The sequence below is a fragment of the Acidovorax sp. M14 genome (assembly GCF_049331375.1).
Classification (GTDB): domain Bacteria; phylum Pseudomonadota; class Gammaproteobacteria; order Burkholderiales; family Burkholderiaceae_C; genus Acidovorax.
Map to the genome: position 1 here is coordinate 1,388,769 of NZ_CP186263.1, position 21,724 is coordinate 1,410,492.

23 protein-coding genes are annotated in these 21,724 nt (G+C 63.1%); 18 read left to right on the forward strand and 5 right to left on the reverse strand.

Features of this window, described 5'->3' with window-relative positions; translation table 11 throughout:
- Window positions 1-40: 40 nt before the first annotated feature.
- The 10 genes from ACOYR4_RS06495 (at window position 41) to ACOYR4_RS06540 (ending at window position 10,858) form a co-directional block, all read left to right on the forward strand.
- Complete coding sequence (locus tag ACOYR4_RS06495) at window positions 41-2,377, forward strand: DNA translocase FtsK (protein ID WP_422849010.1); 2,337 nt, start codon at window positions 41-43, stop codon at window positions 2,375-2,377.
- Window positions 2,378-2,420: 43 nt separating this feature from the next.
- Entirely contained in the window at window positions 2,421-3,053 is a 633-nt protein-coding gene (gene lolA, locus ACOYR4_RS06500; protein WP_060986904.1) for an outer membrane lipoprotein chaperone LolA, read from the forward strand.
- A 94-nt stretch (window positions 3,054-3,147) separates the two neighbouring features.
- Complete coding sequence (locus tag ACOYR4_RS06505) at window positions 3,148-4,503, forward strand: replication-associated recombination protein A (RefSeq protein WP_422849011.1); 1,356 nt, start codon at window positions 3,148-3,150, stop codon at window positions 4,501-4,503.
- A 360-nt stretch (window positions 4,504-4,863) separates the two neighbouring features.
- Window positions 4,864-5,793 carry a branched-chain amino acid ABC transporter permease gene (locus tag ACOYR4_RS06510; RefSeq protein WP_015013095.1) on the forward strand — a complete coding sequence of 310 codons (930 nt, stop codon included), beginning with the start codon at window positions 4,864-4,866 and terminating at the stop codon, window positions 5,791-5,793.
- 13 nt (window positions 5,794-5,806) lie between these two features.
- On the forward strand, window positions 5,807-6,883 hold the full coding sequence (locus tag ACOYR4_RS06515) for an ABC transporter permease subunit (protein WP_015013096.1): 1,077 nt from the start codon (window positions 5,807-5,809) through the stop codon (window positions 6,881-6,883).
- A 25-nt stretch (window positions 6,884-6,908) separates the two neighbouring features.
- Window positions 6,909-7,691, forward strand: a complete 783-nt coding sequence (locus ACOYR4_RS06520) for an ABC transporter ATP-binding protein (protein ID WP_015013097.1) — start codon at window positions 6,909-6,911, stop codon at window positions 7,689-7,691.
- Between the two features lie 2 nt (window positions 7,692-7,693).
- A complete protein-coding gene (locus tag ACOYR4_RS06525; RefSeq protein ID WP_209817261.1) occupies window positions 7,694-8,422 on the forward strand; it encodes an ABC transporter ATP-binding protein in 729 nt (242 codons plus the stop codon).
- 208 nt (window positions 8,423-8,630) lie between these two features.
- A complete protein-coding gene (locus ACOYR4_RS06530; RefSeq protein WP_015013099.1) occupies window positions 8,631-8,993 on the forward strand; it encodes a DMT family protein in 363 nt (120 codons plus the stop codon).
- A gap of 187 nt (window positions 8,994-9,180) precedes the next feature.
- Window positions 9,181-9,828: a DUF47 domain-containing protein gene (locus ACOYR4_RS06535; protein ID WP_015013100.1), complete on the forward strand. Its 648-nt coding sequence runs from the start codon at window positions 9,181-9,183 to the stop codon at window positions 9,826-9,828.
- A 19-nt stretch (window positions 9,829-9,847) separates the two neighbouring features.
- Window positions 9,848-10,858: an inorganic phosphate transporter gene (locus tag ACOYR4_RS06540; RefSeq protein ID WP_056747483.1), complete on the forward strand. Its 1,011-nt coding sequence runs from the start codon at window positions 9,848-9,850 to the stop codon at window positions 10,856-10,858.
- A 127-nt stretch (window positions 10,859-10,985) separates the two neighbouring features.
- On the opposite strand, the gene ACOYR4_RS06545 is transcribed toward ACOYR4_RS06540, so the two are convergent.
- Both ACOYR4_RS06545 and ACOYR4_RS06550 read right to left on the reverse strand, forming a co-directional pair.
- Window positions 10,986-11,432 carry a TM2 domain-containing protein gene (locus tag ACOYR4_RS06545; RefSeq protein ID WP_209817260.1) on the reverse strand — a complete coding sequence of 149 codons (447 nt, stop codon included), beginning with the start codon at window positions 11,430-11,432 and terminating at the stop codon, window positions 10,986-10,988.
- Between the two features lie 12 nt (window positions 11,433-11,444).
- Window positions 11,445-11,966, reverse strand: coding sequence for a GNAT family N-acetyltransferase (locus ACOYR4_RS06550; protein WP_209817259.1), 522 nt, complete (start codon window positions 11,964-11,966; stop codon window positions 11,445-11,447).
- 144 nt (window positions 11,967-12,110) lie between these two features.
- On the opposite strand from ACOYR4_RS06550, the gene rpsP reads away from it, so the two are divergent.
- From rpsP to ACOYR4_RS06580, 6 genes are all read left to right on the forward strand, one after another.
- Window positions 12,111-12,362 (forward strand): 30S ribosomal protein S16, encoded by a 252-nt coding sequence (gene rpsP / locus ACOYR4_RS06555; RefSeq protein WP_015013104.1) that lies wholly within the window; start codon window positions 12,111-12,113, stop codon window positions 12,360-12,362.
- 74 nt (window positions 12,363-12,436) lie between these two features.
- Window positions 12,437-13,009: a ribosome maturation factor RimM gene (gene rimM, locus ACOYR4_RS06560; RefSeq protein ID WP_422849012.1), complete on the forward strand. Its 573-nt coding sequence runs from the start codon at window positions 12,437-12,439 to the stop codon at window positions 13,007-13,009.
- A gap of 29 nt (window positions 13,010-13,038) precedes the next feature.
- Entirely contained in the window at window positions 13,039-13,797 is a 759-nt protein-coding gene (gene trmD / locus ACOYR4_RS06565; protein ID WP_291445112.1) for a tRNA (guanosine(37)-N1)-methyltransferase TrmD, read from the forward strand.
- Between the two features lie 128 nt (window positions 13,798-13,925).
- Window positions 13,926-14,309 carry a 50S ribosomal protein L19 gene (gene rplS, locus ACOYR4_RS06570; RefSeq protein WP_060986900.1) on the forward strand — a complete coding sequence of 128 codons (384 nt, stop codon included), beginning with the start codon at window positions 13,926-13,928 and terminating at the stop codon, window positions 14,307-14,309.
- 96 nt (window positions 14,310-14,405) lie between these two features.
- Window positions 14,406-15,125, forward strand: a complete 720-nt coding sequence (locus ACOYR4_RS06575) for a CoA pyrophosphatase (RefSeq protein WP_422849013.1) — start codon at window positions 14,406-14,408, stop codon at window positions 15,123-15,125.
- Between the two features lie 57 nt (window positions 15,126-15,182).
- Window positions 15,183-16,169 (forward strand): CobD/CbiB family protein, encoded by a 987-nt coding sequence (locus ACOYR4_RS06580; protein ID WP_015013109.1) that lies wholly within the window; start codon window positions 15,183-15,185, stop codon window positions 16,167-16,169.
- A 51-nt stretch (window positions 16,170-16,220) separates the two neighbouring features.
- Here the strand turns inward: ACOYR4_RS06580 and rsgA are convergent, their stop codons facing one another.
- Genes rsgA through ACOYR4_RS06595 form a run of 3 tightly spaced genes read right to left on the reverse strand, consistent with a single transcriptional unit; the run spans window position 16,221 to window position 18,820 of the window.
- Window positions 16,221-17,165, reverse strand: a complete 945-nt coding sequence (gene rsgA, locus ACOYR4_RS06585) for a ribosome small subunit-dependent GTPase A (RefSeq protein WP_422849014.1) — start codon at window positions 17,163-17,165, stop codon at window positions 16,221-16,223.
- A gap of 12 nt (window positions 17,166-17,177) precedes the next feature.
- Window positions 17,178-17,516 (reverse strand): 4a-hydroxytetrahydrobiopterin dehydratase, encoded by a 339-nt coding sequence (locus ACOYR4_RS06590; RefSeq protein WP_422849015.1) that lies wholly within the window; start codon window positions 17,514-17,516, stop codon window positions 17,178-17,180.
- Window positions 17,513-18,820 carry a M48 family metallopeptidase gene (locus ACOYR4_RS06595; protein ID WP_422849016.1) on the reverse strand — a complete coding sequence of 436 codons (1,308 nt, stop codon included), beginning with the start codon at window positions 18,818-18,820 and terminating at the stop codon, window positions 17,513-17,515. The genes ACOYR4_RS06590 and ACOYR4_RS06595 overlap by 4 nt, the downstream gene beginning before the upstream one ends.
- Window positions 18,821-18,857: 37 nt before the next feature.
- Here ACOYR4_RS06595 and orn point away from each other — a divergent pair, with 37 nt between their 5' ends.
- Together orn and ACOYR4_RS06605 are read left to right on the forward strand one after the other, a co-directional pair.
- A complete protein-coding gene (gene orn, locus ACOYR4_RS06600) occupies window positions 18,858-19,451 on the forward strand; it encodes an oligoribonuclease (protein WP_422849017.1) in 594 nt (197 codons plus the stop codon).
- Between the two features lie 387 nt (window positions 19,452-19,838).
- Window positions 19,839-21,659, forward strand: a complete 1,821-nt coding sequence (locus ACOYR4_RS06605; protein WP_422849018.1) for a DEAD/DEAH box helicase — start codon at window positions 19,839-19,841, stop codon at window positions 21,657-21,659.
- Window positions 21,660-21,724: the final 65 nt, after the last annotated feature.

Sequence of the window (21,724 nt, forward strand, 5' to 3'; positions counted from 1 at the left end):
GTCACGCGCAATGCATGCGGTAAGCTCACCCCGCACGTTTATGACCTATTCCCTCAATACCCTGAATGCATCTGCGGCGGCAAAGTCGCCGCCCCGCACGGGCGCCGCCCGTTTTGGCCACGAGATTGCCCTGGTGGTGGGCCTGTTGGCCTTGGTTTTCTGGCTGCTGGCCTTGGTCAGCTATTCGGCGCAGGACGCGGCCTGGTCCAGTTCGGGCACGCGGGATGTGCGCACTGTGGCGAACTGGGCAGGGCGCTTTGGTGCCTGGCTGGCCGATGGCAGCTACTTTGCGCTGGGCTTCTCGGTGTGGTGGTGCGTGGCAGCTGGCGTGCGCGCCTGGCTGTCATCGCTGGCGCGCTGGATGCGTGGTGGCGAGTTGGCGGCCGGTGCCGCCAGCCCCTTGGTGCGCCGGGCTACGTTCTGGATCGGTTTGGTGGTGCTGATGTGTTCCAGTACCGCGCTGGAGTGGTCGCGGCTGTATCGCTTCGAGTCCTTCTTGCCCGGGCACGCCGGAGGGGTGCTGGGGTACCTGGTAGGGCCGGCCAGTGTGAAATGGCTGGGCTTCACGGGCTCTGGCTTACTGGCCATTGTGCTGGCAGTGGCGGGGGCCGCTCTGGTGTTCCGCTTTTCATGGGGTCATGTGGCGGAGTTTCTGGGGGGGCGGATTGATGCACTGGTGCAGACGCGTCTTGAGAAACGCGAAGTGGCAAAGGACGTCGCCGTGGGCCGCAAGGCCGCGCGCGAACGTGAGGTGGTAGTGCTGGAAGAGCGCACCGAAAGCGAAGTGCACCACCCTGAACCCGTGCAGATCATTGAGCCGATTTTGGTGGACGTCCCCCAGAGTACCCGGGTGGTGAAAGAGCGCCAGAAGCCACTGTTCACCGACATGCCCGATAGCAAGCTGCCCTTGGTGGATTTGCTCGACGGTCCACAGCAGCGCCAGGAGACCGTAGCGCCCGAGACGCTGGAGATGACCAGCCGCCTCATCGAGAAAAAGCTCAAGGACTTTGGCGTGGAAGTGCGCGTGGTGGCCGCCATGCCTGGCCCCGTGATCACCCGCTACGAGATCGAGCCTGCCACGGGCGTCAAGGGTTCGCAGATCGTGGGCCTGGCCAAGGACCTGGCCCGCTCGCTCAGCCTGGTGTCCATCCGCGTGATCGAGACCATCCCTGGCAAGAACTACATGGCGCTGGAGCTGCCCAACGCCAAGCGCCAGTCCATCCGCCTGTCCGAAATCCTGGGCTCGCAGGTCTACCACGAGGCCAAGAGCATGCTCACCATGGGCCTGGGCAAGGACATCGTGGGCAACCCGGTGGTGGCAGATCTCGCCAAGATGCCGCACGTGCTGGTGGCCGGTACCACGGGCTCGGGCAAGTCGGTGGGGATCAACGCCATGATCCTCTCGCTGCTGTACAAGGCCGAGGCACGCGATGTGCGCCTTTTGATGATCGACCCCAAGATGCTGGAAATGTCGGTCTACGAAGGTATTCCGCACCTGCTGGCGCCCGTGGTCACTGACATGAAGCAGGCGGCGCACGGCCTGAACTGGTGTGTGGCCGAGATGGAACGCCGCTACAAGCTCATGTCCAAGCTCGGCGTGCGCAACCTGGCGGGCTACAACACCAAGATCGACGAGGCCAAGGCCAAGGAAGAGTTCATCTACAACCCCTTCAGCCTCACGCCCGAAGAGCCCGAGCCGCTGCAGCGCCTGCCACACATCGTGGTCATCATCGACGAGTTGGCTGACCTGATGATGGTGGTGGGTAAGAAGATCGAAGAACTCATCGCCCGCTTGGCGCAGAAGGCGCGTGCCGCGGGCATCCACCTGATCCTGGCCACCCAGCGCCCCAGCGTGGACGTGATCACCGGCCTGATCAAGGCCAATATTCCTACCCGCATTGCATTCTCGGTGGGCTCCAAAATTGACAGCCGCACCATCCTCGACCAGATGGGCGCCGAGGCTCTGCTGGGCATGGGCGACATGCTCTACATGGCCAGCGGCACGGGCCTGCCGATCCGCGTGCACGGCGCTTTCGTGTCGGACGAGGAAGTACACCGTGTCGTCAGTTACCTCAAGGAACAAGGGGAGCCGGACTACATAGAAGGCGTGCTCGAAGGCGGAACTGTGGATGGCGAGGGCGATCTGTCAGGGGAAGGCGGCGGTGGTGAAGGCGGCGAGAAGGACCCCATGTACGACCAGGCCGTCGAAGTGGTGCTCAAGGACCGCAAGGCGAGCATCTCGTACGTGCAGCGCAAGCTGCGCATTGGCTACAACCGCTCGGCGCGGCTGCTGGAAGACATGGAAAAAGCCGGTCTGGTCAGCGCCCTCACGGCCAGCGGCCAGCGTGAAGTGCTGGTGCCCAACCGCAGCGAGTGACCGGCTGGACCGCAAGGCCGGTCCCCCCTTACAGGAGTTCGTGTTGAAAAAGATCGCTACTGCAATTTTGATAGCTGCTGCGGCAAGCGTGGCTAGCGCTGACGGGCTGAAAAGCCTGGAATCCTTCATGAAGGGCACGCAGACGGGCAAGGCCGACTTCACGCAGACCGTGACATCGCCGCCCAAGGACGGCCAGGCCGCGCGCACCAAGACGTCGAGCGGTAGCTTCGAGTTTCAGCGCCCCGGGCGCTTCAAGTTCGTCTACAAGAAGCCTTTCGAGCAGACCATCGTGGCCGACGGCCAAACGCTGTGGCTGTATGACGTGGACCTGAATCAGGTCACGCAGCGCTCACAGTCGCAAGCGCTGGGCAGCACCCCTGCCGCGCTGTTGGCATCGGCGCCCGACCTGTCGGCGTTGAAGGCCGATTTCACGTTGGAGGCCGCCCCCGACGCCGATGGTTTGCAGTGGGTGCTGGCCAGCCCCAAGACCAAGGACGGTCAGCTCAAGAGCGTGCGCGTGGGCTTTGCGGGCGAGCAACTGGCGGCGCTCGACATCCTGGACAGCTTTGGCCAGCGTTCGCTGATCCGCTTCAACGGCATGCAGGCCAATGCGGCCTTGCCCGCCAGCACCTTCCAGTTCAAGCCTCCGGCAGGGGCTGATGTCGTGAAGCAATAGGTTGATCCTAAAAATGTAGCTGCCAGCGCATGATTTGTAGGCGCTAGAGGCCTATCTGGCTTGAAAATCAGCCTACTGTAGACAGGACACGACCATGGCAGCACGCAGTGCCTCAGCCCCTTCTTCGGCGCACCCATCCAGCCACCAGCCCCTGGCCGAGCGCCTGCGGCCCCGCACGTTGGGCGAGGTGATCGGCCAGCAGCATGTGCTGGGCCCGGGCATGCCGCTGCGGCTGGCGTTTGAGTCGGGCCGTCCGCACAGTTGCATCCTGTGGGGCCCGCCTGGCGTGGGCAAGACCACCATTGCGCGGCTCATGGCCGACGCGTTTGATGCGCAGTTCATCAGCATCAGCGCCGTACTGGGCGGGGTCAAGGACATCCGCGAAGCAGTGGAGCAGGCCCAGGCCGCGCGCGACGGGCTGATGCAGCAGCGCACCATCGTGTTTGTCGATGAAGTGCACCGCTTCAACAAAAGCCAGCAGGACGCCTTCCTGCCGCATGTCGAATCAGGCCTGTTTACCTTCATCGGCGCCACCACCGAGAACCCTTCGTTCGAGGTCAACTCCGCGTTGCTGTCGCGGGCGGCGGTCTATGTGCTGCAGCCCTTGTTCGAAGAGGATTTGAAGCGAATTGTGGGCCTGGCACAGGCAGAACAAGCGCTGCCAGCTATTGAAAGCGTAGCAATCGACCGATTGGTAGCCTATGCCGATGGCGACGCGCGCCGCTTGCTCAACACGCTGGAGACGCTGGCCATGGCGGCCGCGCAGGAGAAGCTCACCGAGATCACCGACGCGTGGCTGCTCAAGGTGCTGGGCGAGCGCATGCGCCGCTACGACAAGGGCGGCGAGCAGTTCTACGACACCATCAGCGCGCTGCACAAGTCGGTGCGCGGCTCCGACCCCGATGCCGCGCTGTACTGGCTGGTGCGCATGCTCGACGGTGGCGCCGACCCGCGCTACATGGCGCGCCGCCTGGTGCGCATGGCGGCCGAAGACATTGGTCTGGCCGACCCCCGCGCGCTGCGCCTGGCGCTGGACGCGAGCGAGGTGTACGAACGCCTGGGCAGCCCCGAGGGCGAGCTGGCGCTGGCCGAATGCGTGGTCTACCTGGCCGTCGCCCCCAAGTCCAACGCCGTTTACAAGGCCTACAACGCGGCCCGTGCCTGGGTCAAGCAGGACGGCACACGCCCGGTGCCCATGCACCTGCGCAATGCGCCCACCCAATTGATGAAAGAGCTCGACTACGGCAAGGGCTACCGCTACGCCCATGACGAAGAGGGCGGCTTTGCAGCAGGCGAAAACTACCTGCCCGAAGGCATGGCCGAGCCCGGCTTTTACCAGCCCGTGGAGCGGGGGCTGGAGATCAAGATCGCCCAGAAGATGCGGGATTTGCGCGAGCGCAATGTCGCCGCCGCCCACCCGGACGTGCAGGCGCCAGACACCGGCGTCTGATCGCGGGGCCGGCCTCTAGACCGCCAGGGAGTGGGGCGGTCCCTTTTCAGCCGAAGCTGCATCCTTAAAAACCGCGTTATGCCGATTCGGCATGATTAAGGTAATAAGTTTGCACATCAATTATCTTGCGTGCATCAAAAATGCTTATGCAGTGCGTGGCGCGCTGATGTGACCAAAACCCGAGGGAAAACCCCGCCCGGCTTGGATTGGGGCGGTTGTGACTACTCGCTACAATCCCGTCCACAAACCCGCACAGCTGCATTCCTGGCGGGTTTTTTGCTAGATGGCAGTCGGGCCCACAAGGCTGTACCGATTCCGGTGCCAAAGCGGTGGGTACGTCACAAACGAAGGACTTCTCTTATGGACATTTTGCTGCAACAGATCATCAACGGTCTGGTACTCGGCAGCATGTACGCCTTGATAGCCTTGGGCTACACGATGGTGTACGGCATTATTCAACTCATCAATTTCGCCCACGGCGAGGTGCTCATGATCGGCGCCCTCACCAGCTGGAGCTGTATTGGAATGATGCAGGCCGCCATGCCGGGCGCGCCGGGCTGGACCATCCTGCTGCTGGCCACCATCATCGCGTGCGTGGTGGCTGCCACCCTCAACTACACCATCGAGAAGATTGCGTACAAGCCGCTGCGCAACAGCCCGCGCCTCGCACCCCTGATCACTGCCATCGGCATGTCGATCCTGCTGCAGACGCTGGCGATGATCATCTGGAAGCCCAACTACAAGCCGTATCCCACGCTGCTGCCCAGCACGCCGTTCCAGGTGGGTGGCGCCTTCATCACCCCCACGCAGATCCTGATCCTGGGCGTGACGGCGGTGGCCCTGGCTTCGCTGGTCTATTTGGTCAACCACACCAACCTGGGTCGCGCCATGCGCGCCACGGCGGAGAACCCCCGCGTGGCATCCCTGATGGGCGTGAAGCCCGACATGGTGATCTCGGCCACCTTCATCATCGGCGCCGTGCTGGCGGCCATCGCCGGCATGATGTACGCGTCCAACTACGGCACGGCACAACACACCATGGGCTTCCTGCCCGGTCTCAAGGCCTTCACGGCGGCGGTGTTTGGCGGCATTGGCAACCTGGCCGGTGCGGTGGTGGGCGGTATTTTGCTGGGCCTCATCGAAGCCATCGGCTCGGGTTACATCGGCACGCTCACGGGCGGTTTGCTGGGTAGCCACTACACCGACATCTTTGCGTTCATCGTGCTCATCATCATCCTGACGCTGCGCCCCTCGGGCCTGCTGGGTGAGCGTGTGGCCGATCGCGCCTGAGGAGCCTCACACCATGAAGAACACCAAAACCAACTGGATCATCGGCGCCGTGGCGCTGCTGGTGCTGCCGCTGATCCTGCAATCCTTCGGCAACGCCTGGGTGCGCATTGCCGACCTGGCCCTGCTGTATGTGCTGCTGGCCCTGGGCCTGAACATCGTGGTGGGCTACGCCGGCCTGCTGGACCTGGGCTATGTGGCGTTCTACGCCGTGGGCGCCTACCTGTTTGCCCTGATGGCGTCGCCGCACCTCGCGGACAACTTTGCGGCGTTTGCCGCCATGTTTCCCAACGGGTTGCACACCTCGCTGTGGATCGTGATACCGGTAGCGGCGTTGTTAGCGGCGTTCTTTGGCGCCATGCTGGGGGCGCCCACGCTCAAGCTGCGCGGTGACTACCTGGCCATCGTGACGCTGGGCTTCGGCGAAATCATCCGCATCTTCCTGAACAACCTGGACCACCCCGTCAACCTGACCAACGGCCCCAAGGGCCTGGGCCAGATCGACTCGGTCAAGATCTTCGGCCTGGACCTGGGTAAACGCCTGGAACTGTTCGGCTTCGACATCAACTCCGTCACGCTGTACTACTACCTGTTCCTGGTGCTGGTGGTGGTCTCCATCGTGATCTGCTACCGCCTGCAGGACTCGCGCATCGGCCGCGCCTGGATGGCGATCCGTGAAGACGAAATCGCAGCCAAGGCCATGGGCATCAACACCCGCAACATGAAGCTGCTGGCCTTCGGCATGGGCGCTTCGTTCGGCGGCGTGTCGGGTGCGATGTTCGGTGCCTTCCAGGGCTTCGTGTCGCCCGAGTCCTTCAGCCTGATGGAGTCGGTCATGATCGTCGCCATGGTGGTGCTGGGCGGTATCGGCCACATCCCTGGCGTGATCCTGGGTGCCGTGCTGCTGTCGGCCCTACCCGAAGTGCTGCGCTACGTGGCCGGCCCGCTGCAGGCCATGACGGACGGTCGCCTCGACTCCGCCATCCTGCGCCAGCTGCTGATTGCCCTGGCGATGATCATCATCATGCTGATGCGCCCCCGCGGCCTGTGGCCGTCGCCTGAGCACGGCAAGAGCCTGACGCAGAAGACCTGAAGAAGAACACCACCGAAAGTTAGCAATGACAGAGAAATCCAATGAAGTGGTGCTGAAGGTCGCCGGTATCTCCAAGCGCTTCGGCGGCCTGCAGGCCCTGTCCGACGTGGGCATCACCATCCAGCGCGGCCAGGTGTATGGCCTGATCGGCCCCAACGGCGCGGGCAAGACCACGTTCTTCAACGTGATCACCGGCCTGTACACCCCCGACGCCGGGACGTTCGAGCTGGCCGGCAAGCCCTACGAGCCCACGGCCGTGCACGAAGTGGCCAAGGCCGGTATCGCCCGCACCTTCCAGAACATTCGCCTGTTTGCCGAAATGACGGCGCTCGAGAACGTGATGGTGGGCCGCCACATCCGTACCAAGTCCGGCCTGCTGGGCGCGGTGCTGCGCACCAAGGGCTTCAAGGAAGAAGAAGCCGCGATTGCCAAGCGTGCCCAGGAACTGCTGGACTACGTGGGCATCGGCAAGTTTGCCGACTACAAGGCGCGTACCCTGAGCTACGGCGACCAGCGTCGCCTGGAAATTGCCCGTGCGCTGGCCACCGACCCGCAGCTGATCGCGCTGGACGAGCCCGCCGCCGGCATGAACGCCACCGAGAAGGTGCAGCTGCGCGAGCTGATCGACCGCATCCGCAATGACAACCGCACCATCCTGCTCATTGAGCACGACGTGAAGCTGGTGATGGGCCTGTGCGACCGTGTGACGGTGCTCGACTACGGCAAGCAGATTGCCGAGGGCAACCCTGCCGAAGTGCAGAAGAACGAAAAAGTGATTGAGGCCTATCTGGGCACCGGAGGACATTGAGAATGGCCGAAAAATCCAACAAGGTACTGCTGCAGGTCAAGGGCCTGAAGGTCGCCTACGGCGGTATCCAGGCCGTGAAGGGCGTGGACTTTGAAGTGCGCGAAGGCGAGCTGGTCTCGCTGATCGGCTCCAACGGCGCTGGCAAGACCACCACCATGAAGGCCATCACCGGCACGCTGGCGATGAACGATGGCGACATCGAGTACCTGGGCGAAAGCATCAAGGGCAAGGGCGCCTGGGATCTGGTGAAAAAGGGCCTGGTCATGGTGCCGGAAGGCCGCGGCGTGTTCGCGCGCATGACCATCACCGAAAACCTGCAGATGGGCGCGTACACACGCTCCGACAAAGCGGGCATCCTGGCCGACATCGAGAAGATGTTCACCATCTTCCCGCGCCTTCGTGAGCGCAAGGACCAGCTGGCTGGCACCATGTCGGGCGGCGAACAGCAGATGCTGGCCATGGGCCGTGCACTGATGAGCCAGCCCAAGGTGCTGCTGCTGGACGAGCCCTCGATGGGTCTATCGCCCATCATGGTGGACAAGATCTTCGAGGTGGTGCGCGATGTGTACGCCCTGGGCGTGACCATCGTGCTGGTGGAGCAGAACGCCAGCCGCGCGCTGGCGATTGCCGACCGTGGCTACGTGATGGAGTCGGGCCTGATCACCATGACCGGCCCCGGCCAGCAACTGCTGAGCGACCCCAAGGTGCGCGCCGCCTACCTGGGCGAATAAGCCGCTGCAGCAAACGCACCGCCCAGTCGGTGCCGCACTCTCTGAAAGGCACTCCAGTGGAGTGCCTTTTTTGTGTCTTCTGCCGGGTGCAGTGGAGAGAATGTTGCTATTAAATGAATAGCTGTCAAGGCATGTAACACCGGCGCGATCGGCTGATTTTGTTCATAATCGATCGATTCGTTCACTCTCTCAGCCCTGACGCCTCACCATGAACGCGCTCCAGTCCCTGCCCATCTCGCTGCAAACGGTGCTGCTGCTCACCGCCAGCAACATCTTCATGACCTTTGCCTGGTATGGGCACCTCAAGAACCTGGCCTCCTCGCCGTGGTACGTTGCAGCCCTCGTCAGCTGGGGCATCGCGCTGTTTGAGTACCTGTTGCAGGTGCCAGCCAACCGCATCGGCTTCACCCAGTTCAACGTGGGGCAGCTCAAGATCATGCAGGAGGTCATCACGCTGGGCGTGTTTGTGCCGTTCGCCGTGTTCTACATGGGTCAACCCCTGAAATGGGACTACCTCTGGGCGGGGCTGTGTCTGGTGGGCGCGGTGTATTTCATCTTCCGGGGTGCCTGACGGGGGAAGGCCGAGACGGGCGTCGCCCCGCCGCCCGTGGCCCTGCGCGTAGGGCGGCATGACTGCATGAGGCAGCGGCATCAACCCCCTGCAGGGCGCACGGTTAAACTCGCCGGGTCACGAAAGCGTCATGGTTTTGTCATGGCGCAGCCTTTTCTCACCATTCGTTCCCGATCCAGGAGTCTCCATGCTGTTTGCCAAGCTGTTGCCACGCGAAGGCAATTTTTTTGAAATGTTCAACCAGCATGCGGACCGCATCGTCGAGGCGGCCCGGGCCTTCTCGCAACTGGTGGCCAACTACAGCGACCCGCACCTGCGCGACAAGTACAACCAGGATGTGGACAACGCCGAGCGTGCTGCCGACCGCGTGACACACGAGGTGAACAAGGCCATCCACAAGACCTTCATCACCCCCATCGACCGTGAGCAGATCCACACGCTGATCAACACCATGGACGATGTGGCTGACCTGATCCAGGACTCGGCCGAGACCATGGCGCTGTACGACGTGCGCCACATGACGGAAGAAATCACCCGCCTCACGGACCTGAGCCTCAAGTGCTGCGAGCGCCTGCGCGATGCCGTCAAGCTGCTGGAGAAGATCGCCGACCCGGCCGTGGCCGAGGCTGCGCTCAAGACCTGCGAGGAGATCGACAAGCTCGAATCCGACGCGGACCGCGTGATGCGCAGCGCCATGAGCAAGCTGTTCCGCGAGGAGCCCGATGTGCGCGAGGTGATCAAGCTCAAGGCCATCTACGAGCTGCTGGAGACCATCACCGACAAGTGCGAGGACGTGGCCAACTGCATCGAGGGCATCGTCCTCGAAAACTCCTGAACCCCGCAGGCTGACCAGTATGGAAACCGTACAGACGGCCCTCTGGGTTGTGGTTCTGCTTGTGGCCCTGGCGATCCTGTTCGACTTCATGAACGGGTTCCACGACGCGGCTAATTCGATCGCTACGGTGGTCTCCACCGGTGTGCTCAAACCGGCGCAGGCGGTGCTGTTTGCCGCCTTCTTCAACTTTGTGGCGATCTTCGTCTTTCACCTCAGCGTGGCGGCGACGGTGGGCAAGGGCATTGTGCAGCCGGGCATTGTGGATACGCACGTGGTGTTTGGCGCCCTGGTGGGCGCGATCACCTGGAACGTGATCACCTGGTACTACGGCATTCCCAGCAGCTCCTCGCACGCCCTCATCGGTGGCATCGTGGGTGCGGTAATTGCCAAAGCTGGTGCGGGGGCGCTGATCTCGGCAGGCATCCTCAAGACCGTGGCGTTCATCTTCGTGTCGCCACTGCTGGGTTTTGCGCTGGGTTCGCTCATGATGGTGGCGGTGGCCTGGATCTTCCGGCGCACGCGCCCGAGCAAGGTGGATAAATGGTTCCGCCGGCTGCAGTTGGTGTCTGCCGGCGCCTACAGCCTCGGGCACGGCGGCAATGATGCGCAAAAGACCATCGGCATCATCTGGCTGCTGCTGATTGCCACGGGGTACTCGTCGGCGTCTGATGCCTCGCCCCCCACCTGGGCCATCATCAGCTGCTACGTGGCCATTGGCCTCGGGACCATGTTTGGCGGCTGGCGCATTGTGAAGACCATGGGCCAGAAGATCACCAAGCTCAAGCCGGTGGGCGGCTTCTGTGCCGAAACGGGCGGGGCGCTGACCTTGTTCCTGGCCACCACGCTGGGCATTCCGGTCTCCACCACGCACACCATCACGGGCGCCATCGTCGGTGTGGGCTCCACCCAGCGTGCCAGCGCCGTGCGCTGGGGTGTGGCGGGCAACATCATCTGGGCGTGGATATTGACCATTCCCGCCAGTGCGTTTGTGGCCGCCGTCGCCTACTGGATCAGCCTGCAGCTGTTCTGATGGGCGATATGCCCAGGTGCTTCTGATTGCTATTAAATAGATAGCTTTCAGGGCAAGCAGCACTAGCGCAAAAGCCTCATTGAATGCGAATTCAATGGGGCTTTTTGTTTGGGTGCCTGTCGGCAGATCACTGAGAGATCTTGCGCGCCTCCTCGATCTGGTATTCAAAGTACCGCTGGAAGCTGAACGCCAGGCTGGCCATCAGCACCGTGGTGCCAATCAGCAGCGACACCACGATGGCGCCCACGGTGATCCATTGCGTCCGGCCCGGTGCGGCATCGGGCGCGGCACTGGGGTTGTAGCGCGCATTCCAGGCCTCGGCCGTCATAAGCGCATACAGGATGGCACGCAGCGCACAGGCGGCAATCGTGAAGCCCAGCAACGGAATCAGCACCCAGCTGTAGTGGTCGTCCTGGCCGAGTTGTTGCACCCGCTGGATGCCATAGATGCCCAGCGCCGTGGGAATGGGCAGCAGCCAGCCGAGCATGTCGGAAAGGCCGTGCAGATAGAAGCGGTGCAGGCCCAAGGGCCCGCCCACAAAGGCGAGCCAGGCCGCCACGGTTTTGTTTTTCATGGGGGCGTCGCGTTATTCGGGGGAGGTGGTGTCGCCCGCGCCCAGGGTCTTTTCCATGAGCACGATATCGCGCCAGGCGCCAAACTTCCAGCCCACCGAGCGCATGATGCCCACATCGGTGAAGCCCAGTGCCCGGTGTACGCCAATGGAGCCCGCGTTGGCCGAGTCGCCAATCACCGCCAGCAGTTTGCGCACGCCCACGGCCTCGGCCTGCACGGCCAGCTCGGCCAGCAGCTTGCGGCCCAGGCCCATGCCCCGGGCGCTGTTGGCCACGTAGATCGAGTCCTCGGCCGAGAAACGGTAGGCCGGACGGGGCTTGAACCAGTTGGCATAGGCAAAGCCCAGCACCTGTCCATCCTGCTCGGCCACCAGCCAGGGCAGCCCGCGCGCCAGTACGTCAGCGCGGCGGCCTGCCATGTCGGCTTCGGAAGGGGGATCGATCTCGAACGTGCCCGTGCCGTGGAGCACATGGTGTTGGTAAATGGCGGTAATGGCGGGGATATCGCTGTCGGTGCTGGGGCGGATGGTGGACATTGGAACAAATAGATATAATCGCGGGCTTTGCAGCGTGTCGCTGGCCGGGTGGCCATGTCGCGTGTCTCAAGCGTTGCGAATATGGTTGCGAACACTGTGGCTTACGGCAAATGTTGCCGGAGTTCACCACCCGAAGGATAAATCATGGTCGTCATTCGACTCTCCCGCGGCGGCTCCAAGGGCCGTCCTTTCTTCAACATCGTCGTTGCTGACAAGCGCGTGCGCCGTGACGGCCGCTTCATTGAGCGCATCGGCTTCTACAACCCGACCGCCAAGGAATCCGAAGAAGGCCTGCGCATCGTGCAAGACCGTCTGGCTTACTGGGTGGGCGTGGGCGCCCAGTCCTCCCCCACGGTGGACCGCCTGATCAAGCAAGCCGCCAAGAAGGCTGCTTAAAGCGCCCCGAAAAGGGCGGGTTCCGTCGGCTGGTCTGGCGGAACCCGCCCTTTTCTCATTCTGGATTCACTGCCATGGCCACCACACCACTGACCCTCGAACCCGCAGAACTGCCTGCTGACGCCGTTGAAGTAGGGCGCATTGCAGATGCCTGGGGCGTCAAGGGCTGGTTCAAGGTGCTGCCGCACAGCAGCAATCCCGAGGCACTTTTTTCGTCCAAACGCTGGTACCTGCAGCCGTCCGAGCGCGGGGCCAAGACCTTCAGCGGCACCGTGCTGCTGCCCATCCGCCAGGCCAAGGACCACTCGGACTCCGTGGTGGCCTGGGCGCAGGGCATTGACGACCGCAACGGCGCAGAGGCGTTGCGGGGCGCACGGATTTTTGTGCCGCGTTCCAGTTTTCCATCCACTTCGGATGACGAGTATTACTGGGTCGATCTGATCGGCCTGTCGGTATTCAACCGCGAAGGCGTGGCGCTGGGCCAGGTGCGCGAGCTGATGTCCACCGGCCCCCAGACCGTGCTGGTACTGGCTTACGAGCAGGACGGCAAGGCGCAGGAGCGCATGATCCCGTTTGTCTCGGCCTTTGTGGACAAGGTGGATCTGGCTGAGAAACGTATCACCGTTGACTGGCAGCCCGACTATTGACAGGCGCCCCCTGAGCCGCGCCGCGCACCATGCGCTTTGACATCATCACCCTTTTCCCTGAGCTGTTTGCCCCCTTCTTGGCAAGCGGCGTGACCCGACGCGCCTATGCCAGCGGCCAGGTCGATGTGCGCCTGTGGAACCCCCGGGACTACGCCGACGGCAACTACCGCCGGGTGGATGACCGTCCGTTTGGCGGCGGCCCGGGCATGGTGATGATGGCCGAACCTCTGGCGCGCTGCCTCGCGGCCATCCGGGCGGAGCGGGGTGAGCCCGAGGAGGCTCAGGCGCCGGTGGTGCTTTTCTCTCCCATCGGCGAGTCGTTGAACCACGCCGCTGTGGAGCGCTGGTCTGCCAGCGAGGGCGCGGTGTTGTTGTGTGGCCGCTACGAAGGCATCGACCAGCGGTTCATCGATGCGCATGTGACTGTGCAGATGAGCCTGGGCGACTTCGTGCTCTCTGGGGGCGAGATTGCTGCCATGGCTTTGCTGGATGCCGTGGCGCGCCTGCAGCCCGGTGTGCTCAATGACGAGGGCAGCCACCAGCTCGACAGTTTCAATCCGGCACTGGATGGCCTGCTGGACTGTCCGCACTACACGCGGCCGGAAGAGTGGGCGGGGCAGCAGGTGCCTGCTGCCCTCCTGTCGGGCCACCATGCACAGATCGAGCGCTGGCGGCGCGACCAGCGCCTGGCCACCACGGCTCGCCATCGGCCCGATCTCATCGACGCCGCACGCCAGGCCGGGCGTTTGGCCCCCGCCGATGAAGCAGTATTGGCCAAGCTCGGCTGAATTGCTATAATCAAAGGCTTTTCGATCCTCTGGCCGGCCGTTTTGCCCGGGAGTTCTCCCGCAAAACACTGAGACGTCAATCCCGACGCAGCCATTTTTGGCGCGGACAAGATCACTAGGAAACTCACATGAACCTGATCCAGACCCTGGAAGCGGAAGAAATTGCCCGCTTGAACAAGTCCATCCCCGAATTCGCCCCTGGTGACACCGTCATCGTGAGCGTGAACGTGGTGGAAGGCAACCGCAAGCGCGTGCAGGCTTACGAAGGTGTGGTGATTGCCAAGCGCAATCGCGGCCTGAACAGCGGCTTCACCGTGCGCAAGATCTCCAGCGGTGAAGGCGTGGAACGTACGTTCCAGACCTACAGCCCGCTGATCGCCAGCATTGAAGTCAAGCGCCGTGGTGACGTGCGTCGTGCCAAGCTGTACTACCTGCGTGATCGCAGCGGTAAGTCGGCACGTATCAAGGAAAAGCTGCCTTCGCGCGTCAAGGCTGCTGCCACCGCCGCTTAATCCAAGCAAGGCGAGGGCCTGTCCTGACAAGCCGCTACAGCGTCAGCCTGTAGCGGCTTTTTGTTTTTTGTCTGTCGACAACCTGTTCCGCTAGTTGTGAACCCTCCTTCTCCTCCCGCCGTCTCATCGGTCATCGCGCCTCTGTCGAGCCTGCCCGACTTTGACCCCCGAATGGTGCCGGTGGTCGGGGTGGATGCGCACCTGCCTGCCGTGCCCCTGGCGGCGCAGACGCCCGATGCACTGCGTGCGCGTTTTGCGCAGCCGCCCCAGTGGGAGCCGGAGGTGGTGCTGGAAAAGAAGTTCATGAACCGCGAGCCGGCCCATGCGTCCGTGTTGCTGGCCATCGTGTTGCGTGAGCAACCCATGGTGCTGCTGACGGAGCGCACGGCACATCTGTCCACCCATTCCGGGCAGGTTGCCTTTCCGGGGGGGCGCGCCGATCCGGAAGACGCCAGCCCGGCCGACACCGCCTTGCGCGAAGCACAGGAAGAGGTGGGGCTCGACCGTGCGTTTGTCGAGGTGCTGGGAACCCTCCCCACCTATGTGACCGGCTCATCGTTCATCATCACCCCCGTGGTCGCTCTGGTGCAGCCGGATTGCGTGCTGCAGCCCAACCCGTATGAAGTGGCCGACCTGTTCGAGGTGCCCCTGGCCTTCTTGCTGGACCCGGCCCGTCACCGTCGCCACGTGTTTGATCGCGATGGCGTGCACCGCGAGTGGTTCTCCATGCCCTACGAGCAGGGTGGCAAAACCCATTTCATCTGGGGTGCCACGGCGGGCATGCTGCGTAATTTCTACCGCTTCATGCAGGCCTGAAGCTGCCGTGCGCGCAATGGGGTGCACCAGGGCGAAGCGCCAGTATCATTGCCCTCCATGAGTTTCTTCGCCATCCTGTTCGCTCTGCTGATCGAGCAGGCACGTCCCCTGGCCCGCAGCAATCCCATCCATGCGGGGCTGCGTGCGTGGGCGCTATCCGTGAGCCGCAATTTCGACGCGGGCAAATCGCACCACGGCTGGGTGGCGTGGAGCCTCGCAGTGCTTGTTCCTGCACTGGTCACGCTGGCCATCCACTGGCTGCTGTTGTGGGGGCTGGGCTGGCCGTTTGCAGTGCTCTGGAGTGTGGCGGTGCTGTATGTCACGCTGGGCTTTCGGCAGTTCAGCCACCACTTCACTGGCATCCGCGATGCGCTGGAGGAGGGGGACGAAGATGCGGCCCGCGAGCGCCTCGCGCACTGGCAGCAGGTCGATGTGGGCGCGCTGCCGCGCAGCGAGATCGTGCGCCATGTGATTGAGTATTCGGTGCTGGCCGCCCACCGGCACGTGTTTGGCGTGCTGGCCTGGTTCTCGGTGCTGGCTGCGCTGGGGCTGGGGCCAACGGGAGCGGTGCTGTATCGCCTGGCTGAATTTGTCTCCCGCTACTGGCACTACAAGCAGCGTACCGGTGCACTGCCAGCCAGCGAATCCCTGCAGCAGGCCTCGGCACAGGCCTGGACCGCCATCGATTGGTTGCCAGCGCGGCTCACGGCGCTGAGTTTTGCGGTGGTGGGCAGCTTTGAAGAAGCGATTGAAGGTTGGCGTTTTCACGCACAGCGGTTTCCCAACGACAACGATGGTGTGGTGCTCGCCGCGACAGCGGGGGCCATCAATGTGCGCCTGGGCGGTGAGGCGCTCAAGGCGCGCACCGAGCTGCATGCTCCGCAGGGCCTGGAGATCGACGCTGACATGGGCGATAGCGACTCCACCCCTGGCCGCGAGCCCGAAGTGGGCCACCTGCGCAGCGTGGTCGGCCTGGTGTGGCGCTCGGTGGTGGTCTGGATGCTGCTGCTGGCGTTGCTCACGCTGGCGCGCTTGCTGGGCTAGCGGGTCAAAGCTTGTTGGCGCGGCGTAGAGCAGCGCTTCAGGCGGAGGTCCTCAATACCGGGTGTGGCTCAGCTCTTCAAATAAATCGCTATATATTTTGTAGCGCGAGGGGCTTATTCCTCCAGCGCTTGGGCCACTTTTTACAGCATCCAGTACGCCACAGCCCGGTTCATGCAGGTGAGTGCAGTTGTAGAACTTGCAGGCCGTCGCGTGTTCTGCGATGTCGGGCATGCAGGCGGCGAGCTGCATGGGGGCGATATGGTGGAGCCCAAATTCCTGGAACCCCGGCGAGTCGATCAGTGCGGTGGTGCGCGCCGCATCCATCCAGTACCAGTGGGTGCTGGTGGTGGTGTGTTTGCCAGAGTTCAGCGCCTGCGAGATTTCCCCGGTCAGCACAGAAGCGCCGGGCACCAGCAGGTTGATCAGCGTGCTTTTACCTGAGCCCGACGGGCCCAGCACCAGCGTGGTTTTACCCTGCAGGTGTTCCATCAGCAGGGCGCGGTCCACATCGCTGGACAGCGCCAGCGACAGCGGCAGTACACCGTAGTGTTTGCCTGCGCCCATGTGTCGGTAGGGCAGTAGGCGCTCCCATGCGCGGGCGAAGGGCTCGACCAGATCACTCTTGTTGAGGGCGATGATGGGCTTGATGCCCTCAGCTTCTGCCGCAATCAGTGCGCGGGACAGCTGGCTTTCCGAGAACACCGGCTCTGCCGCAATCAGGATGAGCACCTGGTCCAGGTTGGCGGCAAACGACTTGGTGCGGATCTCGTCCTGGCGGTAAAAGAGGTTGCGCCGCTCCTTGACCTTTTCGATGGTGCCTTCTTCGCCTTGGCCGGGCGGCGGTGCCTGCCACAGCACATGGTCGCCGACGACGGCCTGGCTTTTTTTGCCACGGGGGTGGCAGATGCGGCGCTCCCCATCCGGGGTCTCGACCATACAGTGGCGCCCATGGCTGGCCACCACGGTACCTTCCATGAGGGCGCTGCGTTCAGCCATGGTGGGCCTGTGTCACAGCGCGACCAGCGCGTCGAACTGTGTGGCGCACTCGAAGTCGGTGCTGGAGATGCCGTGCACGTCGTGCGTGTTCAGCCGTACCACGCAGCGGTTGTAATGCACCGACAGGTCGGGGTGGTGGTCTTGCGCGTTGGCAATGAACGCCAGCGCGTTCACGAACGAGATGGTCTCGTAGTAATTGGCAAAGTGGTAGATCTTCTCGATGGCGACGTTGGCGCCGTCGCCGCTGAGGCTCCAGCCTTCCAGCTTGGCCAGGTTTGCTACGACTTCTGTGGCTGTCAGGGCACGGCGGGTCAGCGTAGACCAGTCTTTTTTCTTCAACATGGTAGTCATGGGTGAGCAGGGGTTTGCATGCGCGCCAGCCGTTCGGTGGCCGGTGGATGCGAGTAGTAAAACTTCACGTACACCGGATCGGGTGTGAGCGTGGAGGCGTTGTCTTCGTACAGCTTGAGCAGGGCCGACGACAGATCGGCGCCGCTGGCTTGGGCCACGGCATACGCATCCGCCTGGAACTCATGGCGGCGCGACTGCTGCGAGAACAGCGGCGAGATGAAAAATGTGAAGACCGGCACGACCAGCATGAACAGCAGCAATGCCAGTGCGTCATTGGGGGCAGCTGCCATGGCCGGGTCCAGCGAGATATTGGGGCGCACGCCCAGCCCGGTGTAGAACCAGACTTGGGTGGAGAGCCAGCCCAGCAGCGCAAAGCCTGTCAGGCTCAGCGCAAACATCATCACGACACGCTGGACGATGTGGCGGTGCTTGAAATGGCCCAGCTCATGGGCCAGGACGGCCTCCACCTCGCCGGGGGCCAGCTGGCGCAGCAGGGTGTCGTAGAACACCACGCGCTTGGCGGCACCAAAGCCCGTGAAGTAGGCGTTGGCGTGGGCGCTGCGGCGGCTGCCGTCCATCACAAACAGGCCCTTGGCCGAGAAGCCGCAGCGCTGCATGAGTGCCGTCACGCGGGCTTTGAGCGATTCATCTTCGAGTGGCTGGAACTTGTTGAACAGCGGTGCGATGAAGGTGGGGTAGATCACCATCAGCAGCAGGTTGAAACCCATCCAGAAGCACCAGGCCCACAGCCACCACAGCGGGCCTGCAGCGCCCATCAGCCAGAGGATCAGTGCGGCAATCGGCAGCCCGATGATGGCGCCCACCAGCAGGCCCTTGAGGGCATCCGCCAGCCACAGGCGCCAGGTCATTTTGTTGAAGCCAAACCGTTCTTCCACCACGAAGGTCTGGTACAGCGACAGGGGCAGGTCGATCAGTCCGCTGATGGCAGCAAAGGCCACCAGCAATGCCATCTGTTGCCACATGCCGCCACCCAGCGCGCCAAGCAGCGCCTGGTTCAGTGCATCCAGGCCGCCCAGCAAGGTCCAGCCCAGCAGCACGGCCGCCCCCAGCGCCATCTCCAGCATGCCCAGGCGGGCTTTGGTGATGGTGTAGTCAGCCGCCTTCTGGTGTGCGGCCAGCGCGATGCGTTCGGCAAACGGGGTGGGGACTGCAGTGCGGTGGCGGGCCACATGCCGGACCTGGCGTGTCGCCAGCCAGAACTTGAGGGCAAGGCCCAGCAGCAGCGCGGCGGCAAAGGCCACGGTGAGCAGCAAAGAGGGGGAAATGTCGTCAGAGGTGGGCATGTGCGGCGAGTTTAGGCCATCGGCGACAATGCGCGCCATGTCAGAAGCCAACAAACCCACCCCTGCCACGCTTGCCAAATCCGACCAGAACCTGGTCTGGCTGGACTGTGAAATGACCGGCCTGGAGCCCGACACCGACCGCCTGCTGGAGATTGCTGTGGTCGTGACCGGCCCGAGCCTGGAACCCCGCGTTGAAGGTCCCGTGTTTGCCATTCACCAGTCGGACGAATTGCTGAACAAGATGGATGCCTGGAACAAGGGAACGCACGGCCGCAGTGGCCTGATCGACAAGGTGAAGGCGTCCACGGTGACGGAGGAGGAAGCGGAGCAGAAGATCCTCGCCTTCCTGGCCCAGTACGTGCCCAAGGGCACTGCGCCCATGTGCGGCAACAGCATTGGCCAGGACCGGCGTTTCCTGGTGCGCTACATGCCCAAGCTCGAAAAGTTTTTTCACTACCGCAACGTGGATGTGAGCACGCTCAAGGAACTGGCCAAGCGCTGGAAGCCCGAGGCCTACACCAGCTTCAAGAAGGCGCAAAAACACACGGCCCTGGCAGATGTCCATGAGTCCATTGACGAACTTGCACATTACCGCCAGCACCTGTTGGCGGTGGAGGTAAAAGCGCCTTGAGTTGCCAACCCTCTTCCGATGCGAGGAGGCGCAAGAATCCCTCGAAGCGCCGATCTCAACGTGCTTGCTTCGCTTGGAGCAGGATCGAATTCTTCGTATTCGGAAGACTCCTCATTTGAACCACAGGGGATGGGGTTGCGGGGAAACCCTTAACCGTGCGATAATCCAAGGCTGCGCAGGAAATCCTCGCAGTTTGTGCATCTCCCCTCACACACCGGGCTTGCCAGCCGACTGTCTCAGACAGTGCAGGACTAGCGAACAACGCCCACCCGCACTGGCCTCTACCGAGAGAGCCAACGCAGGTTTCGTTTGATGGTTGATGTTTTTTAACCATTGACGAAGCCCCTCGCAGGCGCCGCCTGCGATCGTCTTCGTGAGAGAAAAATCATGACCGACACCTCTTTGGTGCAGGGCGAATTCGCGCCTGCCGATACTTCCTTTGCTGCCGACGTTTCCGTGCAGTCTTCCCCTCTAGACGCCGTGATGGCATCTGCCATTGAGGCCGATGCCGCTGTGACCGCCGAACCCAACGGTTTTGTGGAGCTGGGCCTGGCGCCTGAACTCGTTCAGGCGGTGGCCGACCTGGGCTACACGCAGCCCACGGGCGTTCAGCTCAAGGCCATTCCCCTGGCCATGGGTAGCGGCAACGACTCCACTAAGTTCATCGACCTGATGGTTTCCAGCCAGACCGGCTCGGGCAAGACAGCTGCCTTCCTGTTGCCCGTGCTGCACACCCTGATCAAGCAGCAGGCCGCCGCCGAAGCCGAAGAACGCGCTGCTTTCGATCGCGCTGTTGCAGAGGCTGCCGCCCGTGGAGAACCTGCCCCCAAGCGCGCCAAGCGCAAGGACCCCACCAGCTCGCGCAACTTCAAGGCAGCGACCCCTGGCGCGCTGATTCTGTGCCCCACGCGTGAACTGGCGCAGCAAGTTGCGCACGACGCGATCGACCTGGTCAAGCATTGCCGCGGTCTGCGCGTGGCCAACGTGGTGGGTGGCATGCCTTACCAACTGCAGATTGCCAAGTTGCAGAACGCCAACCTCGTGGTGGCAACCCCTGGCCGCCTGCTGGACCTGCAGCGCTCGATGCAGATCAAGCTCGACAAGGTGCAGTTCCTGGTGGTGGACGAAGCCGACCGCATGCTCGATCTGGGCTTCTCGGACGACCTGGCAGAGCTGAACCAGCTGACCAGCCAGCGCAAGCAGACCATGATGTTCAGCGCGACTTTTGCCCCGCGCATTCAGCAACTGGCCATGCGCGTGATGCACGACGGTGGTTCGTCGGTACAAAAGGTGACCATCGATTCGCCGCAAGAGAAGCACGCCAACATCAAGCAAGTGCTGTACTGGGCTGACAATGCCCAGCACAAGCGCAAGATGCTCGACCACTGGTTGCGTGATACCACGATCAACCAGGCCATCGTCTTTGCCAGCACCCAGGTGGAGTGCGATGGTCTGGCCAACGACCTGCAGCAAGACGGTTTCTCCGCCGTGGCGCTGCATGGCGCCCTGAGCCAGGGTCTGCGCAATCGTCGCCTGATGGCGCTGCGCGCTGGTCAGGTGCAGATCCTGGTGGCGACCGATGTGGCTGCCCGTGGCATCGACGTGCCCACCATTACCCACGTGTTCAACTTCGGCCTGCCTATGAAGGCTGAGGATTACACCCACCGCATCGGCCGCACCGGCCGTGCGGGCCGCGATGGCCTGGCCGTCACGTTTGCCGAGTTCCGCGATCGCCGCAAGATCTACGACATTGAGTCGTACAGCCGCCAGCAGTTCAAGGCCGAAGTGATTCCGGGCATGGAGCCTTCGCAGCGCGCCCCGCAGGCGCCTCGCGGTGGGGACTTTGGTGGTGGCCGTGGCCGCTCGTATGACAACCGCGACAACCCATCGCGTGGCCGTTTCGGTGGTCCAGCACGCGGTGGCAACGACCGTGGTGGTTTCGGTGGTGGCTTTGGCAGCGGTTTTGCCGGCCGTGACGATCGCGGCGGTGATCGTGGTTTTGCTCCACGCCGTGACAGCGAGGGTTATGGCCGCAAGCCTGGTTTTGGCGATACAGGCCGTGGTGGCTTTGCTCCCCGTGGCGACGCGGGCGCACCGCGCGGTGATTTCCCACCCCGCAAGCCCGCGTTTGCCAAGCCTGCGGGTGGTGGCGGCAAGCCTTTTGTAGCCCATGACGCTCGCAAGCGTCCCGCTCGCCCGGCTCGCTGAGCGTTGAGGGTTAATGGCGCTAGTTAGCTAGCTAGTGCCGCTCCTGTTGCAGAGGCTGGTACCGC